Consider the following 17,331-nt stretch of genomic DNA (forward strand, 5'->3'; position numbering starts at 1 on the left):
TGTTTCGCTCCTTCGATGATAGCGACGTGCGGCAAGTTGGTTAGAATGACGCCGTGCACCCGCGCCGCATCGGCGCCGGCCGTGCCGCTCCCTGGTCCAAAACACCAGAATAGCCTACTTTGATCCTCTTTTTGTCGGACTGTTTCACATGACCCAGCGGCGCGCCCTGGCTGCCATCCACCTGGCGGCCGTCCTTTTCGGACTGACCGGCATTTTCGGCGAACTGATCCAGACGGGGGCCATGCTGATCACGGCGGGCCGGGCCAGCTTCGCCGTCCTGGCCCTGTTCATCAGCGTGCGCTCCCAGGGCCGGCGCCTGCGCCAGGGCATGGGTCGGCGCGACCTGGGCATCCTGCTGTCGGCGGCCGTCATGCTGGCCATCCACTGGGCGACCTTCTTCGTGGCGGTCAAAGTGGGCGGCGTGGCCATCGCCACGCTGGGCTTCGCCAGCTTCCCCGCCTTCATCACCTTGTGCGAATGGGGCGTGCTGCGCGAACGCGTCACGCTGTCGGAGTGGATCATCCTGACGCTGGTCACCTTCGGCCTGCTGCTGGTGACGCCTTCCTTCGATTTCCGGGACCAGTCCACCATAGGCCTGGCCTGGGCGGTGGCCTCGGGTTTCACCTTCGCCATGTTCACCATCATCAACCGGCGCGCGGCCAAGCATCTGTCGGCCCAGCAGGTGGCCTGGTGGGAAAATCTGTTCGTGGCGCTGATGTGCTGGCCATTCGCGCTGCCCCTGCTGGGGCAGCCATCCTTGCTGGACTGGTTCTGGATCGCCCTGCTGGGCGTGTTCTGCACGGCGCTGTCGCACTATCTGCTGGTGTCGGCGCTGACCGTGCTCAACGCCCGCAGCGCAGGCATCGTGATCGCGCTGGAGCCGGTCTACGCCATCGCCTTCGCGGCTCTGCTGTTTGCGCAGTACCCCAGCGCGCGGGCCCTGCTGGGCGGCGCCATCATGATAGGCGCCATCACCTGGGCGGGCCTGCGACCGCCCAGGCCGAAACCGTCGGACTGATCAGGCCATGTCCTGAAGCACGCGGGCGACGGCCTCGCCCACCTCGCGGGTGCCGGCCTGCCCGCCCAGGTCCGGCGTGCGTGGCCCCTGGGACAGGACCTGCTCGATGGCCCGCACCACCTCGGAAGCGGCCTGGGGATGGCCCAGGAAGTCCAGCATGAGCGCCCCGCTCCAGATCTGGCCCACCGGATTGGCGATGCCCTTGCCGTAGATGTCCGGCGCCGAGCCGTGCACGGGCTCGAACAGCGACGGGAAACGGCGTTCCGGATTCAGGTTGGCCGAGGGAGCAATGCCGATGGTGCCGGTGCAGGCCGGGCCCAGGTCCGACAGGATGTCGCCGAACAGATTGGAGGCCACCACCACGTCGAACCAGTCCGGATGCTGCACGAAATGCGCGCACAGGATGTCGATGTGGTACTTGTCCCATTTGACGTCCGGATACTGCTTGCCCATCTCGGCCAGGCGCGCATCCCACCAGGGCATGGAAATGGAAATGCCGTTGGACTTGGTGGCGCTGGTGACGTGCTTGCCGCGCTTGCGGGCCAGCTCGAAGGCGAATTTCAACACACGATCCGTGCCGGTGCGGGTGAATACGCTTTCCTGGATCACGACTTCGCGCTCCGTGCCTTCAAACAGAATGCCGCCGCTGTTGGAGTATTCGCCTTCGGTGTTCTCGCGGACGATGAAGAAATCGATATCGCCCGGCTCGCGGCCGGCCAGGGGCGAGCGCACGCCCGGCATCAGGCGCACCGGCCGCAGATTGATGTACTGGTCGAATTCGCGCCGGAACTTGAACAGCGACTCCCACAGCGACACGTGATCGGGAACCAGTTCGGGCCAGCCCATGGCGCCGAAATAGATGGCTTCCACGTCCGCCAGCTGGGCCTTCCAGTCCTCGGGCATCATGCGGCCGTGCTTCTGGTAATACCCGGAACTCCAGTCCAGCACCTTCCAGTCGAAGCGGATGCCGTGGCGGCGGGCCGCCACCTCCATGACCCGCAGTCCTTCGGGCATGACTTCCTTGCCGATCCCGTCTCCGGCGATCACGGCAATGCGATGTACTGTGCTCATTCAACTTCCTTGTGGTTTTGCAATGTAATTGTTGTGAAAAGCGCCGGCTGGACGGCCGGCGCTTCTGTTGCCGCGATTCAGTAGCCCAGGGCGGCGTTCACTCGCCCGCCGGCTTCACGGCCCTGGTGCAGCAGGGCGATTCTGGAGCCGATCTGCTCCAGCGCCTGCTCGCGCAAAGTGATGCCCGAGATGTGGGGAGTGACCATGACGCCGGGGTGGCCCCAGAAAGGGTGATCCTGCGGCAGGGGTTCCTGCGTGAACGCGTCCAGCAGCGCGCCGGCCAGCCGGCCGCTGTCCAGGGCCTCGAGCACGTCCTCGTCCACGACATGCGCGCCTCGCGCCAGATTGATCAGATAGGCGCCCGGCAGCAGGCGCGCCAGCGTGTCCCGATTGATCAGGCCTTGGGTCTGCGGCGTCAGCGGCAAGGCGTTGACCAGGATGCGGCTGGACGCCAGGCATTCCTGCAGCCCCTGCTCGCCTGCGTAGCAGGGAAAACCGGCCTGGCGCAAGGTGCGCGACCAGCCGCGCACCGGATAGCCCAGGCTGGCGATGAGATCGGCCACCTTGCGCCCGATGACGCCCAGGCCCAGCACGGCCACCGGCCATTGGCGCCGATCGACGGGGCGGTGGGCCTTCCAGCGCCCCTCCCTGGCCTGCTCTTCATAGGGACGGAAACGCCCCGTGGCCTGCAGGACGCCATACAAGGCGTACTCGGCCATCTGCTCGGCCATGCCGGCGTCCTCCAGCCGGTACAAAGGCATGCCCGCCGGGATGGAGGCGGCCATGGCGTCCACCCCCGCTCCCAGGTTGAACACGGCGCGCAGCCCCGGCTCCTGGCTGAACAGGCATGCATCGGGCTTCCAGACCACGGCGTAATGGGCGCCGGTGGCGGTGCGGCCGGGGACGAATTCATCGACGCGCCACTGCGGATAGGCGTCGCGGAAATGCTGCGCCCAGCGCTGCGTTTCGCTGTCCCTGGGCGTGGCGACGATCAGGTGAGGCTGTCCGGCCGACATCAGCGCTTGCCTCCCAGCAGGGAACCCAGCACGCCGCGCAACAGCTTGGTGGCCGCGCGCCTGGCCTCGGTCTTGACCATGCTCTGCACCAGGCCGTCTTTCTTGCCGCCGCGCGGGCCCGTGGTGCCGAACAGGAAATCGTTCACGGCGCCCATCAGGCCGTCGTCCTGCTTGGCAGGCGCGCCCTGCTGGCCGGCCGGGCTCGCCGCCGGGGCGTCGGCGACCCGCCTGGCGAGCACTTCATAGGCCGATTCGCGGTCCACGGCCTGGTCGTACTTCAGGCCCAGCAAGGAGGCCTGGCGCACGGCCTGGCGCTCGGCGTCCGTGGCCGGGCCGATGCGGCTGCCCGGCGCCACCAGCCAGGCCCGCTCGGTGGGATTGGGCCGGCCCTTTTCGTCCAGCAGCGACACCAGGGCCTCGCCTACCCCCAGTTCCGTGATGGCGGCCTCGATGTCCAGTCCCGGATTGGGACGCATGGTCTGGGCCGCCGTCTTGACCGCCTTCTGATCACGGGGCGTGAAGGCCCGCAAGGCGTGCTGGACGCGGTTGCCCAACTGCCCCAGCACGGTATCGGGAATGTCCAGCGGGTTCTGGGTGACGAAATAAATGCCCACGCCCTTGGAACGGATCAGGCGCACCACCTGCTCCACTTTCTCCAGCAGCGCCTTGGGCGCGCCGGTGAACAGCAGGTGGGCCTCGTCGAAGAAGAAGACCAGGCGCGGCTTGTCCAGGTCGCCCACCTCCGGCAGGCGCTCGTACAGGTCGGCCAGCATCCACAAGAGGAAGACCGCGTACAGGCGCGGCGATTGCATCAGCTTGTCGGCGGCCAGCACGTTGATCATGCCGCGCCCCGAGGAGTCGGTGCGTATCCAGTCCATGACATCGAGCGCCGGCTCGCCGAAGAAGCGGTCCGCGCCTTCTGTTTCCAGGCGCAGCAGCGCGCGCTGGATGGCGCCCACGCTGGCGGCCGACACATTGCCGTATTGCGCGCGCAGCTCCGCAGCGCGGTCGGACACGTTCTGCAGCATGGCGCGCAGGTCCTTCAGGTCCAGCACCAGCTGGCCTTCATCGTCCGCGACCCGGAAGACGATGTTCAGCACGCCTTCCTGGGTGTCGTTCAGCTCCAGGATGCGCCCCAGCAGCAGCGGGCCCATGTCCGAGACCGTGGCGCGCACGGGATGGCCCTGCTCGCCGAAGATGTCCCAGAAGGTGACGGGATTGGCGCCCCAGGCCGGCTCGGGCAGCCCCAGCTTCTGCAGGCGTTCCTGCAGTTTGGGGGTGGGCTGGGCCGCCTGGGAGATGCCGCTCAGGTCGCCCTTGGCATCGGCCAGGAAGACCGGCGTGCCCTGGCGCGAGAAGGCTTCGGCCAGCACCTGCAGCGTGACCGTCTTGCCGGTGCCCGTGGCGCCGGTGATACAGCCGTGGCGGTTGGCCAGGGCGGGCAGCAGATGGATGGGCGTGTCGCCGTGCTGGGCAAGCAGGATGGGATCGGCCATGATCGTTCTTCACCTTCCGGATAGAATGCCAAATGAATGAATTCTAGCGGCTTTCGCAAGAGCCCGGGCGCCACGAAAAAAGCGCGGACAGGCTCTTGCTTCACAGACAGGTTAAAATAGGCCCACTTTTCTTGAACGCAGACTACTGAATTGGTAATACTTTATGGCCGGACATAGTAAATGGGCGAACATCCAGCACCGCAAGGGTCGCCAGGACGCCAAGCGGGGCAAGCTCTGGACGAAGATCATTCGTGAAATCACCGTGGCCGCGCGCGCCGGTGGACCGGACCCCGACGCCAACCCGCGCCTGCGCCTGGCCTGGGACAAGGCTACTGCCGCCAATATGCCCAAGGACAACATCATGCGCGCCATCCAGCGCGGCTCGGGCGGCGCGGACGATGCCAACTACGAAGAAATCCGCTATGAAGGCTACGGCATCAACGGCGCGGCCGTGATCGTGGACTGCATGACCGACAACCGCCAGCGCACCGTCTCGGACGTGCGCCACGCCTTCACCAAGAACGGCGGCAACCTGGGCCTGGACGGCTCGGTGGTGTTCCAGTTCCGCCACTGCGGCCAGTTCCTGTTCGCCCCCGGCACCTCGGAAGACACCGTCATGGAAGTCGCCCTGGAGGCCGGCGCCGACGACGTGCTCACCGACGAGGAAGGCCTGATCGAAGTGCTGTGCCCGCCGTCGGAATACGCCGCGGTCAAGGCCGCCTTCGAAGCCGCCGGCCTGGCGCCCGAAGTCGAGGGCATCGTCATGAAGGCCCTGAACGAAACCGAGCTCAGCGGCGATGACGCCGCCAAGATGCAGAAGCTCCTGGACGCGCTGGAAGGCCTGGACGACGTCCAGGAGGTCTACACCACCGCCGTCATGGACGAAGCCGAATAACACTGGTTCCTGAAACTCCTCTTTGCGGGCCCTGCCCGAATTCACCACTATGAAGCTACTTGTTGTCGGCAGCGGCGGCCGTGAACACGCCCTGGCCTGGCGCCTGGCCCAGTCCCCCCGGGTGCAGATCGTCTACGTCGCCCCGGGCAATGGCGGCACGGCCCGCGCCGAACGCATCAAGAACCTGGACATCACCGATATCCAGGAATTGATCGCCTTCGTGCAGCAGGAAAAAATCGCCTTTACGGTCGTGGGTCCCGAGGCTCCGCTGGCCGCCGGCATCGTGGACGCGTTCCGCAGCGCCGGACTGAAGATCTTCGGCCCCACGCAGGCGGCCGCCCAGCTGGAAAGCTCCAAGGATTACGCCAAGGCCTTCATGGTCCGCCACAAGATCCCCACGGCGGCCTACCAGACCTTCACCGATCCCGAGGCGGCCAAGGACTACATCCGCCAGCAGGGCGCCCCCATCGTGGTCAAGGCCGACGGCCTGGCCGCCGGCAAGGGCGTCATCGTGGCCACGACCCTGGAAGAGGCCCTGGGCGCCATCGACGACATCCTGGGCGACGGGCGCTTTGGGGCGGCCGGCGCGCGCGTGGTCGTGGAGGAATGCCTGACCGGCGAGGAAGCCAGCTTCATCGTCATGTGCGACGGCAAGAACGTGCTGCCCATGGCCACCAGCCAGGACCACAAGCGCCTGAAGGACGGCGACCAGGGCCCCAACACCGGCGGCATGGGCGCCTACTCGCCCGCCCCCATCGTCAGCCCCACGCTGCACAACCGCATCATGCGCGAAGTGATCCTGCCGACCATGCAGGGCATGGCCAAGGAAGGACTGCCCTACACGGGCTTTCTGTACGCCGGCGTCATGATCGGCGACGGCCCCGACGCCACCCGCCCCATCAAGGTGCTGGAATTCAACTGCCGCATGGGCGACCCTGAAACCCAGCCCATCATGATGCGCATCAAGAGCGACCTGACCGAGACCTTCGAGCTGGCCCTGGCCGGCAAGCTGGACGAAGCCACCATCGAATGGGACCGGCGCACCGCCATCGGCGTGGTCATGGCCGCCGCCAACTATCCCGACACCCCGCGCACGGGCGATCCCATCATCCAGTTCGCTCCCGACACCGATACCTGCGTGACCTTCCACGCCGGCACGCGCCTGGATGGCGAGACCATCGTGACCACGGGCGGGCGCGTGCTGTGCGTCACCGCGCTGTCGGATTCCATCCGCCGCGCCCAGGAGGCCGCCTACCAGGCCATTTCCCAGACGCATTTCGACGGCAAGCAGTTCCGCACCGACATCGGCTGGCGCGCCCTGCCCGCCAACGAATCGTGATCCCCGCAGCAAGGTCTTTCCATGTCTTTACCCGTTGATTCCGCCCAGGCCTATTTTCGCCAGTTGCAAAGCCACATCGTGGACACGCTGCAGGAGCTGGACGGCTCGCGTTTCGAGGCGGACGAATGGAAGCACCAGGAAGGCGGCGGCGGACTGTCGCGCTTCCTGGAGAACGGCCCCGTGTTCGAGCGCGCGGCCGTGCTGTTCAGCCACGTCAAGGGCCATGCCCTGCCGCCGTCGGCCAGCGCCCATCGCCCTGAACTGGCGGGCCGGCCCTGGGAGGCCATGGGCGTGTCGCTGGTCATCCATCCGCGCAATCCCCACGTGCCGACCACGCACATGAACGTGCGCATGTTCGTCGCGCAGGCGCAGGAACACGGCCAGAAAGACGTGTTCTGGTTCGGCGGCGGGCTGGACCTGACTCCCTACTACCTGCACGAGGAAGATGCGCGCCACTTCCACCAGGTCTGCCACGACGCGCTGGCGCCGCATGGTTCGGAGTACTATCCCCGCTACAAGCGCTGGTGCGACGAATATTTCTACCTGAAGCACCGCAACGAAACGCGCGGCATCGGCGGCATCTTCTACGACGATCTGAACGAGCCCGGCTTCGAGGCCAGCTTCGCGCTGACCCGCTCCGTGGGCGATTGCTTCACGCAGGCCTACGTCCCCATCGTGCGCGCCCGCATGGATAGGCCCTACACCGACGCCCAGCGCGAATTCCAGGCGATACGGCGCGGCCGCTACGTCGAATTCAACCTGGTCTTTGACCGCGGCACCTTGTTCGGCCTGCAATCGGGCGGGCGCACGGAGTCCATCCTGCTGTCCATGCCGCCCCAGGCCAAGTGGCGCTACAACTGGTCGCCCGAGCACGGGACCCCGGAGGCCGCGCTGGCGCAGTACCTGGTGCCGCGCGAATGGATCTAGCCCGTATCGGCCTGCTGGGCGGCAGCTTCGACCCCGTCCACCGGGCCCACCTGGCCCTGGCCCTGGCGGCCCGCCGGCAGCTGGAGCTGGACGAAGTGCAGTTGCTGCCCGCGGCCCAGCCCTGGCAGCGCCCCGCCCTGGGCGCCAGCGCACAGGACAGGCTCGCCATGACCGCGCTGGCCGTGCGCCCCTATCCGGAGCTCAGCGTCAACGCGGAAGAGATCCGCCGCGGCGGGCCGACCTATACGGTCGAAACCCTGCGCGCCCTGCCCGCCGGGCCGCGTTACTACTGGATACTGGGCAGCGACCAGCTGCTCAACTTCTGCAACTGGCGTGCCTGGGAAGAAATCGCCGAGCGCGTCGAACTGGCCGTGGCCCAGCGCCCCGGCGCCGCTCCGCTGGCGCCGGCTCCGCTGGCGGCGCGCCTTGAACAGCTGGGCCGGCGCCTGCATCGCATCGCCTTCACGCCCATGGACGTGTCGGCCACGGACATCCGCGACCGAGTGCGGCGCGGCGACAACATCGCCGGCCTGGTCCCGGAGGAAGTCGCCGAATACATCCGCAAAAACGGGCTCTATCTTTCCCACTGACAAGCACGCCCTGTATAGTTCTTTTTATGAATATCGAAAAACTCCAACGCATCGTCATTGATGCCCTCGAAGACGTCAAGGCCCAGGACATCAAGGTCTTCAGCACCACTCACATGACCGGGCTGTTCGACCGCGTGGTCATCGCCAGCGGCACGTCCAACCGCCAGACCCGCGCGCTGGCCAACAGCGTCATCGACAAGGCTCGCGAGAACAAGGTCGAAATCCTGGCCCACGAAGGCGACGACACCGGCGAATGGGTGCTGATCGACCTGGGCGACGTCGTCGTGCACTGCATGCAGCCCGCCATCCGCCAGTACTACAACCTGGAGGATCTCTGGGGCGAGCGTCCGGTGGACGTGGAACTGCTGCCGCAATCGCGCCAGATCCCGCAGCCGGGCTTCTACGACGGCCCGGACGACGAACAGTAAGCCCAGCCCGCCGATCCCGGCGGCGCGCAGGCCGCACTTGCCAGGCGGCCTTTTTTTTTCTGCACCATAAGCCATGAAACTGATTGTCATCGCCGTTGGCCAGCGCATGCCGGACTGGGTCGAACAGGGCTGGCAGGAATACGCACGCCGCATGCCGGCCGATTGCGCCCTGGAACTGCGCGAGATCAAGGCCGAGCCGCGCAGCGGCGGCAAGACCCCGGCGCAGATGATGCAGGCCGAAGCCAAACGCATCGAAGCCGCCATCCCGGCCCAGGCATTGCGCATTGCGCTGGACGAGCGCGGCAAGGATCTGACCACGGTCAAGCTCGCCCAGGAACTGGAGCGCTGGCGTGGCGAAGGGCGGGACATCGCCATCCTGGTCGGAGGGCCGGATGGCCTGGACGCCGCCCTCAAGCAAAGCTGCCACGGCATGCTGCGCCTGTCCTCCCTGACCCTGCCTCATCCGCTGGTGCGCATCCTGCTGGCCGAACAGTTGTACCGCGCCTGGTCCGTGATGACCGGCCACCCCTACCACCGCGCCTAGAACTCCACTTCCAGTCAAGCATCATGCAATTCGTACCGATCTATCTCGCCTCCGCCAGTCCCCGACGCCACGATCTGCTGGTCAGCATGCAAGTGCCCCACGAGGTGCTGGCCGTCCCCAGCCCGCCCGGCGAGGACGAGCCGCGGCTGGCCGATGAACGCGCCCTGGATTATGTCCGGCGCACCGCGCGCGACAAGCTGCTGCGCGCCCTGCAATGGCGCGCAGCGCAACCGGGCCTGGATCCGCAGCGCGCCATCCTGGCCGCCGACACCACCGTCTGCCTGGACGAGGATATCTTCGGCAAGCCTGCCGACCAGGATGACGCCCGGCGCATCCTGCGCGCCCTCTCGGGTCGCACCCATAAGGTCATGACCGCGCTGTGCCTGGGCGCGCGCGGCAACGAATACGACAGCATCAGCATCAGCGAAGTCAGCTTCAAGACGCTCAGCGAACGCGAGATCGAACGCTACTGCGCCAGCGGCGAACCCATGGGCAAGGCCGGCGCCTACGGCATACAGGGCCTGGGCGGCATGTTCGTGCGGCATATCAGCGGCAGCTACACGGGCATCATGGGCCTGCCCGTGCACGAAACCTACCATCTGCTGCAGCTGGCCGACCTGGTGGCGGTCCAGACGGCCTGACGCAGCCTGTCATGCGGGCAGCCGGCATGACAGGAATCGGGAACTCCGCGCCGACTGCGCAGTCCCACTCTTCATTCCGTTTGTTTATTTATATATTTTTAATGGATATATAAAACCATGCCGTCCCATTTCGCACGAATCGCCTTGAAGCAAGCCTCCTCCCTGTCCCTGCGCGCAGCCCTGGCGGGCCTGATTTGCGCAGCCTCCCCGGCTCAGGCCTCCGATCGTCCCCCTGCCCTGCAGTTGCTGGAAGAACAAGGTTTCTCGGTGGTGGGCCAGTTCGATGCGCCCGGCGGCCTGAAGGCCTGGGGCGCCTACAACGGCAATCGCCCCCTGGCCATCTATGTGCTGCCCGACGGCCAGCATATGCTGGTCGGGACGCTGATCGACGCCAAGGGAGAGGAAGTGCGCCCTGCCGGCCTGGACGCACTGGTACAGCCGGCCATCGCCAAGGACATGCAGGGCAAGCTGGAAAAGTCGCGCTGGATTGCCGACGGCAGGGATGACGCCAAGCGCATCGTGTATGTCTTCACCGACCCCAACTGCCCCTACTGCATGCAGCTCTGGCAGATGGCCCGCCCCTGGGTGGATTCGGGCAGGGTGCAGTTGCGCCACATCCTCGTGGGCATACTCACGCCCACCAGCGGCCCCAAGGCGGCCGCCATCCTGGCGTCCAAGGACCCGGCCGCCGCCCTGCACGAGCACTCCGCCGCCATGCTCAAGGACCGCAGCGGGGGCGTCAAGGGCCTGGCCGACATTCCCGCCGACATCGACGCCCAGTTGACGGCCAACGAGGACCTGATGGTAGGCTGGGACCTGCGCGCCACGCCCGCCATGGTCTGGCGGGATGAACAAGGCCATATGCAGATGCAGACCGGCGCCTCTCCCGAGGCGGCCGAGCGCGTTTTCGGCCCGCGCTGACCGTTTGCCAGGAGACCGAGCCATGACGACCCAGGTTCTGCTTCACGCCCCCACGCCCGACGCGCTGCAGCGCGCCCGCAACAACGCCCGCAACCTGCTCAAGGACATGCCCGACGCCCAGGTGCGCATCATCGCCAATGCGCAGGCCGTGACGGCCTGCGTCCAGGGCGAAGCCCACGAGTGCGACGCCTATACCTATCTGTGCCCCAACACCTTGCGCAACCTGGACTTGAACGCGCCCAAGCGCCTGCGCGTCCTGGACCAGGGCGCGGTCACCGCCCTGGTGCAGCTCCAACAGGACGGCTGGACCTACATCCGGTCCTGAATTCCTTGTGGGCTAAGGACAACATACCATACCGTTCGGTCATGATTTGACACCCCGGCTGGCAAACCTTGTTACGATAGTTACGCCCGCCACAACGGCGGGCGTATTTTGTATCCGTTCCACAAGGAGTGCCCATGTCTGCCCGTTCCCGTACCGTCTTTCGCCCCTGCCTGCTGCTGACCTTGCTCGCCATGGGGGCCAGCCAAGCCGTCGCCCAGCAGACCACGATAGGCGTGGGCGTGGGCTTCATGCCCAAGTACGAAGGCGCGGACAGCTACGGCGCCCGTCCCTATCCCCTGCTCTCGCACCGCAACGGCCATTTCTTCCTGGCGCCCAAGGCCGGCCTGCCCGCCGTGGGCCTGCAGACCAATCTGACTGAAAACTGGACCATAGGCACCTACGCTTCTCTGGCGCGTTCGCGCAAGGCCGACGACGCCGATCGCCTGTACGGCACGGACGACATCAGCCGCCACGGCAACCTGGGGGTATTCACGGCGCTGCGCCTGGGCCCCGCCAAGATGGAGGCCAGCTACTATCAGGCCCTCAAGAGCGGCTACGGCGCCAACGCCGTGATCGACCTGAGCTACCGCCTCTGGAACGACCACGACAGCAGCTTCTCCCTGGGCACGGAGTTCAAGTGGTCCAACGAGAAGGCCATGCGCACCTATTTCGGCGTGAAAAGCCATGAGGCCGCCGCCAGCAACGGCCAGTTGCACGCCTACCGGCCCGACGCCGGCCTGCGTTCCTACTCCCTGTACGGCCAATACACCCACAAGCTGAGCCAGAGCTGGTCCCTGCAGGGCGTGCTGGGCGTGCACACCCTGGGCGAAGAAGCCAAGGACAGCCCGCTGGTGGAAAAGAAGAGCAGCGTGTTCGGCGGCGTGGGGCTGGGCTACAGTTTCTGATCCCGCTCGTCTCAGGGCCTGCCGGCGCGCTTGACCGTCAGGCCCCGCTGCTCCAGGCGCGCCTGCACCACGGCGCGATGGTCGCCCTGAATCTCCAGCACGCCGTCCTTGAGCGTGCCGCCCGCCCCGCAAGCGTTCTTCAGTTCCTTCACCAGCGCCTTCAAGTCCGGCTCGTTCATGACGAGCCCCTCCACCACCGTCACTCCTTTTCCCTTGCGCCCTTTGGTCTCCAGCGTCAGGCGCACCGGCCCCTGAGGCCGCGACAGACGTTCCTGGCGGCACTCCTGCTCACAGCAGCACTGTGCCCGGGGCTGCCCGCAGCCGGGGCACATCCTGCCCTGTTCCGTGCTGTACACCAGCCTGGACAACTGATCCGACAAACTTGCCATGCGCTCGTCCCTTCAAAAAAAAACTCCGACGCCACTGGGGCTGCGCCCGCACGCTGCCCCCGAAGGGGCGCTTTTTTCCTAGGGCGGCCCGGCGCTCCGGCGGCCCGGCGAAAAAAAGCCCACCTATGATAGGCGGGCTTGATCGGCAAGGCCAGGGCTGATTTACATCATGCTCATCAGCACCAGACCCATCAGGTCGTCGGTGGTGAAATGTTGGCCGTTGATGTCAAAGCCTTGATCGGCGCCCAGGTATTTGACTTCCGTGGAGATGGAGTTGTCGTCCTGCTTGAGCAGCTTGGACTCGACGTAAGGCTGGACGGCGGCCTCGAGCATCATGTCCAGCATGGCGGTGGTGCCTTCCTCGGGCGAGACGCCTTCGGCTTTGTCCAGCTGGTTGGCCACGCCGCGCAGCATGGGCTTGGAGACCAGCAGGTTCAGCTGGGCCGACGGAATGGCCTGCAGCCACAGTTGCGGGCTGTCTTCCAGTTCCTGCAAGGTGGCGGCGGGCTTTTGCAGGTCCACGCGCAGCGTGGCCTTGGTCTCGCCCTGCTCGTTGTACCAGCGCAGCGGCTCGATGCTCAGCACGGGCTTGCGCTCCAGGGCGACCAGCACCTGCTCCAGCAGCAGCTTGGCGGTCTGCGGATCTTCGCTGTCGATCCTGTCCTGGAAGCCCGGATCCGAGACCAGCTTGCTCACCGCCGTGATGGCGGGCATGTACACGCTGTCCATGTTCATGGCCAGTTCGACCGAGCCCAGGTTCAGCTTGTCTTCGAATACCATGTCGGTGAACACATAGCGCACCTTCGCGTTGCCGACCGAATCCTTGGTGACGCCGTCGGTATCCAGCAGGATCTGCTTGAGCTTCAGGCCTTCGCTCTCGGGAGTCTGGAACTGGATGTCGTCCACGCTGATCTTGCCGGTCTGCGTGCCGTTCACGTTGATGTCGCCGGTCTGCTTGAAGTCCACCGCGAAATTGGCGGCCTGCAGCTTGAGCGGATCTTCACCGATGTCATCGACCAGCAGATTGGGGAAATTGCCGCTGACCAGGATGTCGTCGCTCTTGCCGCCGGCCTTGGCGCGCAGTTGGCCGCCGCTGAACTCGACCTTGACGGTGTCGCCCTGGTGCTTGATGGCCTCGAAATGCGCGGTGGAATCGACGGCACCGTCAAAACCGACCAGGCTGTCGGCCCACAGCGGCGTCTTGTCGCCGGTCAGCTTGAACCAGCCTTCCGTATCCTTGGTCTTGACCAGCGTGCTGTGCGTCAGGGCGGCGACGGGCGTGAAGTTGCCCAGCTTCAGGGCGGACAAGGGCAGCGGACCGTGGCTGATCTTGTCATCGAAGGTCAGTTCCAGCGGCTCGTCCTGCTTGTCGTTCGAGGCCAGTGTGACGGTGTAACGGGCGTCGGACGAGAACACGCCGCGCTTGTACTCCACCACGTTCATGGTCACGGTGCCGTCGATGCCGGACTGCGCGAGCTTTTCGGCCGACGCCGTGTTGAACTCGGCCACCTTCTGGCGCACCAGCTCTTCGGTCTTCTGACCCATGTACCAAGTGGAACCACCATAAACAGCCGCCAGCGCCACGACCAGTGCGACAACCCCTGTGCTTTTCTTCATTTACTTCCCTTTTGTCGGACCAGAAGTCCTAAATTAAATTTGCCGACATGATACCGAAACTGGATTTTGGCATCGTGGTTTATTTATTGGAATTGTAACCGAGCACCTGGACGATCTCGGCGACGTCCCGCCCCCCTATGCCCATGCGGTGACCCGCCCGGTAGGTCTGCTGGGCGGCATGCGCCACCGGCATGGTGGTATGGCTGGCGCGGGCCAGGTCGGCCACCGTGTTCAGATCCTTCAACATGGTGTCGATAGAGGCTTTGGTCTGGTCCGTGCCCTGCGTCATGCGCGGGACGAACAATTGCAGCAGGACCGAATCGGCCCACCCGCCGCCCAACGCCTCGCTGATCAGAGAGGCGTCCACGCCATTGTCATTGGCCAGGCTCAGAGCCTCCGCAATGGCCGTCAAAGTTGTTGCCACGATGGTCTGATTGCATAATTTTGTTACCTGTCCGGCCCCGTTTCCGCCCATCAGGGTGACGCGTTGGGAATAAGCGGCCAGCACGGGGCGCACTTCGTCGAGCACATCCGCCTGGCCGCCCGCCATGATGGCCAGCGTACCCTGCTCCGCACCGCCCACCCCGCCCGAGACGGGCGCGTCCAGCCATTGCGCGCTGCAACGCCGGCGCAATTGCTCGGCCATGTCGCGCGTAGCTTGCGGCGGGATCGAGGAATGGTCGACCACCACGCGCAGGACGCCCTGTGCATCCGCCAGGCCCTGCTCGCCCAGCACCACGTCATGGACGGCCTGGGCGTCGAACACGCACAGCAGCACGATTTCACATTCTCGGGCCATGGCGGCCGGGCTGTCGCACCAGACTGCCCCGGCCTGCAGCACGCCGCCGGCCTTGTCCGCCGAACGGTTCCAGACCAGGACCTCGTGCCCGGCCTGCAGCAGGCGGTGCACCATGGGCTGGCCCATCAGGCCCAAACCGCAAAAACCGATCTTCATTGTCCATCATTCCTTAAAAGAAACTTCCTGCCCTGAGCAAGAAAAACCCGCCATGGCGGCGGGTGCGCGAAGGGCACGCCCCTCGCGGGATTGAAACAGGCGCGCTAGGCGGCGTCCGCCTGGCGCTCGGGCGCCGCTTCCTGGAAAGCCGATAGCTCCAGGCACTTTTCCTCGATTGCCAGCAGGGTCGGGTACGGCGCCAGATCGCATTCCAGCCGGCGGGCATTGAACAGCTGCGGAATCAGGCAGGCTTCGGCCATGCCGGGCTGGTCGCCGAAAATGAAATGGCGCCCGTCGCGGTGCCGCCGCACCAGCGTCTCCAGGCCTTGCAGGCCAGCCGCCACCCAGTGCCTGTACCAGCTGTTGCGGGCCTCTTCCTCGACCTGCAGTTCGCGCTTGAGATATTGCAGCACGCGCAGATTGTTCAAGGGATGGATGTCGCAGGCCACCGCCAGGGCCATGGACCGGGCCCAGGCGCGCTGCATGGCGTCCTGCGGCAGCAGCGGCGCCTGCGGATAGCGTTCTTCCAGGTACTCCAGAATCGCCAGGGACTGGGTGATCGCCTGGCCGCCGTCGAGCAGGGTGGGCACCAGCTCGGCCGGATTCAGCTGCGCATAATCCGGCTGGTGCTGCTGGCCGCCGTCCTTGAGCAGATGCACCGGCTCGATGGCGTAGTCCAGCCCCTTCAGGTTCAGTCCGATGCGCACCCGGTAGGCAGCCGAGCTGCGAAAATAGCTGTACAGAATCATCGCGTCTCCTGTCCCCGCCAATGGCGGCGTGGGCTTTACTTGTTCAGGTTTTCGATCTTGCGCGAGAGCTCGCGCGGCAGCGGAAAGGCAATGTTCTCTTCCACGCCGTCCAGGGCCCGCACCCGTCCCACGCCCAGCTCGCGCAGGCGCTCGATGACCTGATTGACCAGCACCTCGGGAGCCGAAGCGCCGGCGGTCACGCCCACCCGCTTCTTGCCCACCAGCCAGGCTGGATCGATCATCTCGGGCTTGTCCAGGAGGTAGGCTTCGGCGCCCTTGCGCTCGGCCACCTCGCGCAGGCGGTTGGAGTTGGAGCTGTTGGTGCTGCCCACCACCAGGACCAGGTCGCACTGCGGCGCCATGATCTTGACCGCGTCCTGGCGATTCTGCGTGGCATAGCAGATATCGCTTTTCTTGGGTTCGACGATGTTCGGAAACCGTGCGCGCAGCGCATCGGCCACCACCTGGGCGTCATCCACCGACAGCGTGGTCTGGGTGACGAAGGCCAGCCTGTCGGGATCGGCCACCTGCAGGCGCGCGACGTCCTCGGGCGTTTCCACCAGGTACATGCCGCCCTCGGCCTGGCCCAGCGTTCCTTCGACCTCGGGGTGGCCCACATGGCCGATCATGATGATTTCGCGGCCTTCGGCGCGCATGCGCGAGACTTCGATATGCACCTTGGTGACCAGCGGGCAGGTGGCGTCGAAAACCTTCAGGCCGCGCTGCTCGGCATCGGCGCGCACCTGGCGCGAGACGCCGTGCGCCGAGAAGATGACGATGGAACCCGCGGGCGCCTCGTCCAGCTCCTTGATGAAGATGGCGCCCTTGCCGCGCAGATCCTCCACCACATAGCGATTGTGCACGATCTCGTGGCGCACGTAGATGGGCGCGCCATGCAGTTCCAGGGCGCGCTCGACGATATCGATGGCGCGATCGACCCCGGCACAGAACCCCCGGGGTTGGGCCAGGACGACTTCGGCGTCCCGGGCGGCAGCAAACTGGCTCATTACAGAATTCCCAGAATATGGACATCCAGGCGCAGCGCGACGCCGGCCAGGGGATGATTGAAATCGAACAGGGCGGTCTCGTCGTCGATCTCCTTGAGCACGCCCGAATAACGGCTGCCGTCCGGCGCGGCGAATTCCACCATGTCGCCCGGCTCGAATTGCACGCCCTCGGCGGCATGGGCGGCCAGCATGCCGCGCGTGACGCGCTGCAGCAGCTCCGGGTTGCGCTCGCCATAGGCCTCGCCGGCGGGAATGTCGACCTGGAAGCGCTCGCCTTCGCGATGCTCCAGCAGGCGCGCCTCCATGCCCGGCGCCCATTGTCCGTTGCCCAGCTGCAAAGTGGCCGGCCGGCCCGTATACGTATCGGCAAAAACGGAACCCGCCGCCGGGCCGCTGGCCAGCTCTATGCGGTAATGCAGCGTCAGGTAGGAATCCGGACGGACAATTCCAGCCTCGGAACTAGCAGTGTTACTCACGATCGATCACCATGGAAAATCA

The 17,331-nt window shown here is 65.8% G+C and carries 20 protein-coding genes; 11 read left to right on the forward strand and 9 right to left on the reverse strand.

Annotation, left to right across the window (positions count from 1 at the left end):
- Window positions 1-148 precede the first annotated feature (148 nt).
- On the forward strand, window positions 149-1,018 hold the full coding sequence (locus ACF3ND_RS11920; protein WP_394060699.1) for a DMT family transporter: 870 nt from the start codon (window positions 149-151) through the stop codon (window positions 1,016-1,018).
- Here ACF3ND_RS11920 and ACF3ND_RS11925 read toward each other — a convergent pair whose 3' ends face one another.
- From ACF3ND_RS11925 to ACF3ND_RS11935, 3 genes are all read right to left on the reverse strand, one after another.
- A complete protein-coding gene (locus tag ACF3ND_RS11925; protein ID WP_394060701.1) occupies window positions 1,019-2,089 on the reverse strand; it encodes a tartrate dehydrogenase in 1,071 nt (356 codons plus the stop codon). It abuts the gene before it with no gap.
- Between the two features lie 77 nt (window positions 2,090-2,166).
- Complete coding sequence (locus tag ACF3ND_RS11930) at window positions 2,167-3,105, reverse strand: 2-hydroxyacid dehydrogenase (protein WP_394060703.1); 939 nt, start codon at window positions 3,103-3,105, stop codon at window positions 2,167-2,169.
- The gene (locus ACF3ND_RS11935; RefSeq protein ID WP_394060705.1) at window positions 3,105-4,601 is read right to left on the reverse strand and encodes a helicase HerA-like C-terminal domain-containing protein; all 1,497 of its coding nucleotides are present in this window, start codon (window positions 4,599-4,601) and stop codon (window positions 3,105-3,107) included. The genes ACF3ND_RS11930 and ACF3ND_RS11935 overlap by 1 nt, the downstream gene beginning before the upstream one ends.
- Window positions 4,602-4,764: 163 nt before the next feature.
- On the opposite strand from ACF3ND_RS11935, the gene ACF3ND_RS11940 reads away from it, so the two are divergent.
- The 10 genes from ACF3ND_RS11940 to ACF3ND_RS11985 all read left to right on the forward strand — a co-directional run bounded on the left by ACF3ND_RS11940 (window position 4,765) and on the right by ACF3ND_RS11985 (window position 12,116).
- Window positions 4,765-5,496 carry a YebC/PmpR family DNA-binding transcriptional regulator gene (locus ACF3ND_RS11940; protein WP_394060707.1) on the forward strand — a complete coding sequence of 244 codons (732 nt, stop codon included), beginning with the start codon at window positions 4,765-4,767 and terminating at the stop codon, window positions 5,494-5,496.
- A gap of 49 nt (window positions 5,497-5,545) precedes the next feature.
- Window positions 5,546-6,835, forward strand: coding sequence for a phosphoribosylamine--glycine ligase (gene purD / locus ACF3ND_RS11945; RefSeq protein WP_394060709.1), 1,290 nt, complete (start codon window positions 5,546-5,548; stop codon window positions 6,833-6,835).
- Between the two features lie 21 nt (window positions 6,836-6,856).
- Window positions 6,857-7,762, forward strand: coding sequence for an oxygen-dependent coproporphyrinogen oxidase (hemF, locus tag ACF3ND_RS11950; protein WP_394060711.1), 906 nt, complete (start codon window positions 6,857-6,859; stop codon window positions 7,760-7,762).
- Window positions 7,753-8,352, forward strand: coding sequence for a nicotinate-nucleotide adenylyltransferase (gene nadD / locus ACF3ND_RS11955; protein ID WP_394060713.1), 600 nt, complete (start codon window positions 7,753-7,755; stop codon window positions 8,350-8,352). The genes hemF and nadD overlap by 10 nt, the downstream gene beginning before the upstream one ends.
- A gap of 26 nt (window positions 8,353-8,378) precedes the next feature.
- Complete coding sequence (rsfS, locus tag ACF3ND_RS11960; protein ID WP_394060715.1) at window positions 8,379-8,780, forward strand: ribosome silencing factor; 402 nt, start codon at window positions 8,379-8,381, stop codon at window positions 8,778-8,780.
- 73 nt (window positions 8,781-8,853) lie between these two features.
- Window positions 8,854-9,324: a 23S rRNA (pseudouridine(1915)-N(3))-methyltransferase RlmH gene (gene rlmH / locus ACF3ND_RS11965; protein ID WP_394060717.1), complete on the forward strand. Its 471-nt coding sequence runs from the start codon at window positions 8,854-8,856 to the stop codon at window positions 9,322-9,324.
- Window positions 9,325-9,347: 23 nt separating this feature from the next.
- Window positions 9,348-9,965: a Maf family protein gene (locus tag ACF3ND_RS11970; RefSeq protein WP_394060719.1), complete on the forward strand. Its 618-nt coding sequence runs from the start codon at window positions 9,348-9,350 to the stop codon at window positions 9,963-9,965.
- A gap of 144 nt (window positions 9,966-10,109) precedes the next feature.
- Window positions 10,110-10,886 (forward strand): thiol:disulfide interchange protein DsbG, encoded by a 777-nt coding sequence (gene dsbG, locus ACF3ND_RS11975; RefSeq protein ID WP_394060721.1) that lies wholly within the window; start codon window positions 10,110-10,112, stop codon window positions 10,884-10,886.
- 22 nt (window positions 10,887-10,908) lie between these two features.
- Window positions 10,909-11,211, forward strand: a complete 303-nt coding sequence (locus ACF3ND_RS11980; protein WP_394060723.1) for a hypothetical protein — start codon at window positions 10,909-10,911, stop codon at window positions 11,209-11,211.
- A gap of 134 nt (window positions 11,212-11,345) precedes the next feature.
- Window positions 11,346-12,116 carry a MipA/OmpV family protein gene (locus ACF3ND_RS11985; RefSeq protein WP_394060725.1) on the forward strand — a complete coding sequence of 257 codons (771 nt, stop codon included), beginning with the start codon at window positions 11,346-11,348 and terminating at the stop codon, window positions 12,114-12,116.
- Window positions 12,117-12,127: 11 nt separating this feature from the next.
- Here the strand turns inward: ACF3ND_RS11985 and ACF3ND_RS11990 are convergent, their stop codons facing one another.
- From ACF3ND_RS11990 to ACF3ND_RS12015, 6 genes are all read right to left on the reverse strand, one after another.
- Window positions 12,128-12,505 (reverse strand): translation initiation factor, encoded by a 378-nt coding sequence (locus ACF3ND_RS11990; protein WP_394060727.1) that lies wholly within the window; start codon window positions 12,503-12,505, stop codon window positions 12,128-12,130.
- Window positions 12,506-12,667: 162 nt separating this feature from the next.
- Window positions 12,668-14,122 (reverse strand): YdgA family protein, encoded by a 1,455-nt coding sequence (locus tag ACF3ND_RS11995; protein ID WP_394060729.1) that lies wholly within the window; start codon window positions 14,120-14,122, stop codon window positions 12,668-12,670.
- A gap of 79 nt (window positions 14,123-14,201) precedes the next feature.
- Window positions 14,202-15,077, reverse strand: coding sequence for an NAD(P)-dependent oxidoreductase (locus tag ACF3ND_RS12000; protein WP_394060731.1), 876 nt, complete (start codon window positions 15,075-15,077; stop codon window positions 14,202-14,204).
- A gap of 104 nt (window positions 15,078-15,181) precedes the next feature.
- A complete protein-coding gene (gene maiA / locus ACF3ND_RS12005; protein ID WP_394060733.1) occupies window positions 15,182-15,826 on the reverse strand; it encodes a maleylacetoacetate isomerase in 645 nt (214 codons plus the stop codon).
- A 35-nt stretch (window positions 15,827-15,861) separates the two neighbouring features.
- Window positions 15,862-16,833 (reverse strand): 4-hydroxy-3-methylbut-2-enyl diphosphate reductase, encoded by a 972-nt coding sequence (gene ispH, locus ACF3ND_RS12010; RefSeq protein ID WP_394060735.1) that lies wholly within the window; start codon window positions 16,831-16,833, stop codon window positions 15,862-15,864.
- Complete coding sequence (locus ACF3ND_RS12015) at window positions 16,833-17,309, reverse strand: peptidylprolyl isomerase (RefSeq protein ID WP_394060737.1); 477 nt, start codon at window positions 17,307-17,309, stop codon at window positions 16,833-16,835. Before ACF3ND_RS12015 ends, ispH begins: the two co-directional genes overlap by 1 nt.
- Window positions 17,310-17,331: the final 22 nt, after the last annotated feature.

Source organism: Alcaligenes sp. WGS1538 (assembly GCF_043187505.1).
Taxonomy (GTDB): domain Bacteria; phylum Pseudomonadota; class Gammaproteobacteria; order Burkholderiales; family Burkholderiaceae_B; genus Alcaligenes.

Bases quoted from the DNA above. Each gene is read 5' to 3' on its own strand.
- nadD (WP_394060713.1), top strand. From the start codon at position 7,753: ATGGATCTAGCCCGTATCGGCCTGCTGGGCGGCAGCTTCGACCCCGTC.
- rsfS (WP_394060715.1), top strand. From the start codon at position 8,379: ATGAATATCGAAAAACTCCAACGCATCGTCATTGATGCCCTCGAAGAC.
- ACF3ND_RS11930 (WP_394060703.1), bottom strand. From the start codon at position 3,105: ATGTCGGCCGGACAGCCTCACCTGATCGTCGCCACGCCCAGGGACAGC.
- ACF3ND_RS11940 (WP_394060707.1), top strand. From the start codon at position 4,765: ATGGCCGGACATAGTAAATGGGCGAACATCCAGCACCGCAAGGGTCGC.
- ACF3ND_RS11985 (WP_394060725.1), top strand. From the start codon at position 11,346: ATGTCTGCCCGTTCCCGTACCGTCTTTCGCCCCTGCCTGCTGCTGACC.
- rlmH (WP_394060717.1), top strand. From the start codon at position 8,854: ATGAAACTGATTGTCATCGCCGTTGGCCAGCGCATGCCGGACTGGGTC.
- ACF3ND_RS11970 (WP_394060719.1), top strand. From the start codon at position 9,348: ATGCAATTCGTACCGATCTATCTCGCCTCCGCCAGTCCCCGACGCCAC.
- ACF3ND_RS11920 (WP_394060699.1), top strand. From the start codon at position 149: ATGACCCAGCGGCGCGCCCTGGCTGCCATCCACCTGGCGGCCGTCCTT.
- ACF3ND_RS11980 (WP_394060723.1), top strand. From the start codon at position 10,909: ATGACGACCCAGGTTCTGCTTCACGCCCCCACGCCCGACGCGCTGCAG.
- ACF3ND_RS11995 (WP_394060729.1), bottom strand. From the start codon at position 14,122: ATGAAGAAAAGCACAGGGGTTGTCGCACTGGTCGTGGCGCTGGCGGCT.
- ispH (WP_394060735.1), bottom strand. From the start codon at position 16,833: ATGAGCCAGTTTGCTGCCGCCCGGGACGCCGAAGTCGTCCTGGCCCAA.
- ACF3ND_RS12000 (WP_394060731.1), bottom strand. From the start codon at position 15,077: ATGAAGATCGGTTTTTGCGGTTTGGGCCTGATGGGCCAGCCCATGGTG.
- hemF (WP_394060711.1), top strand. From the start codon at position 6,857: ATGTCTTTACCCGTTGATTCCGCCCAGGCCTATTTTCGCCAGTTGCAA.
- ACF3ND_RS11925 (WP_394060701.1), bottom strand. From the start codon at position 2,089: ATGAGCACAGTACATCGCATTGCCGTGATCGCCGGAGACGGGATCGGC.
- ACF3ND_RS11990 (WP_394060727.1), bottom strand. From the start codon at position 12,505: ATGGCAAGTTTGTCGGATCAGTTGTCCAGGCTGGTGTACAGCACGGAA.
- maiA (WP_394060733.1), bottom strand. From the start codon at position 15,826: ATGATTCTGTACAGCTATTTTCGCAGCTCGGCTGCCTACCGGGTGCGC.
- purD (WP_394060709.1), top strand. From the start codon at position 5,546: ATGAAGCTACTTGTTGTCGGCAGCGGCGGCCGTGAACACGCCCTGGCC.
- ACF3ND_RS11935 (WP_394060705.1), bottom strand. From the start codon at position 4,601: ATGGCCGATCCCATCCTGCTTGCCCAGCACGGCGACACGCCCATCCAT.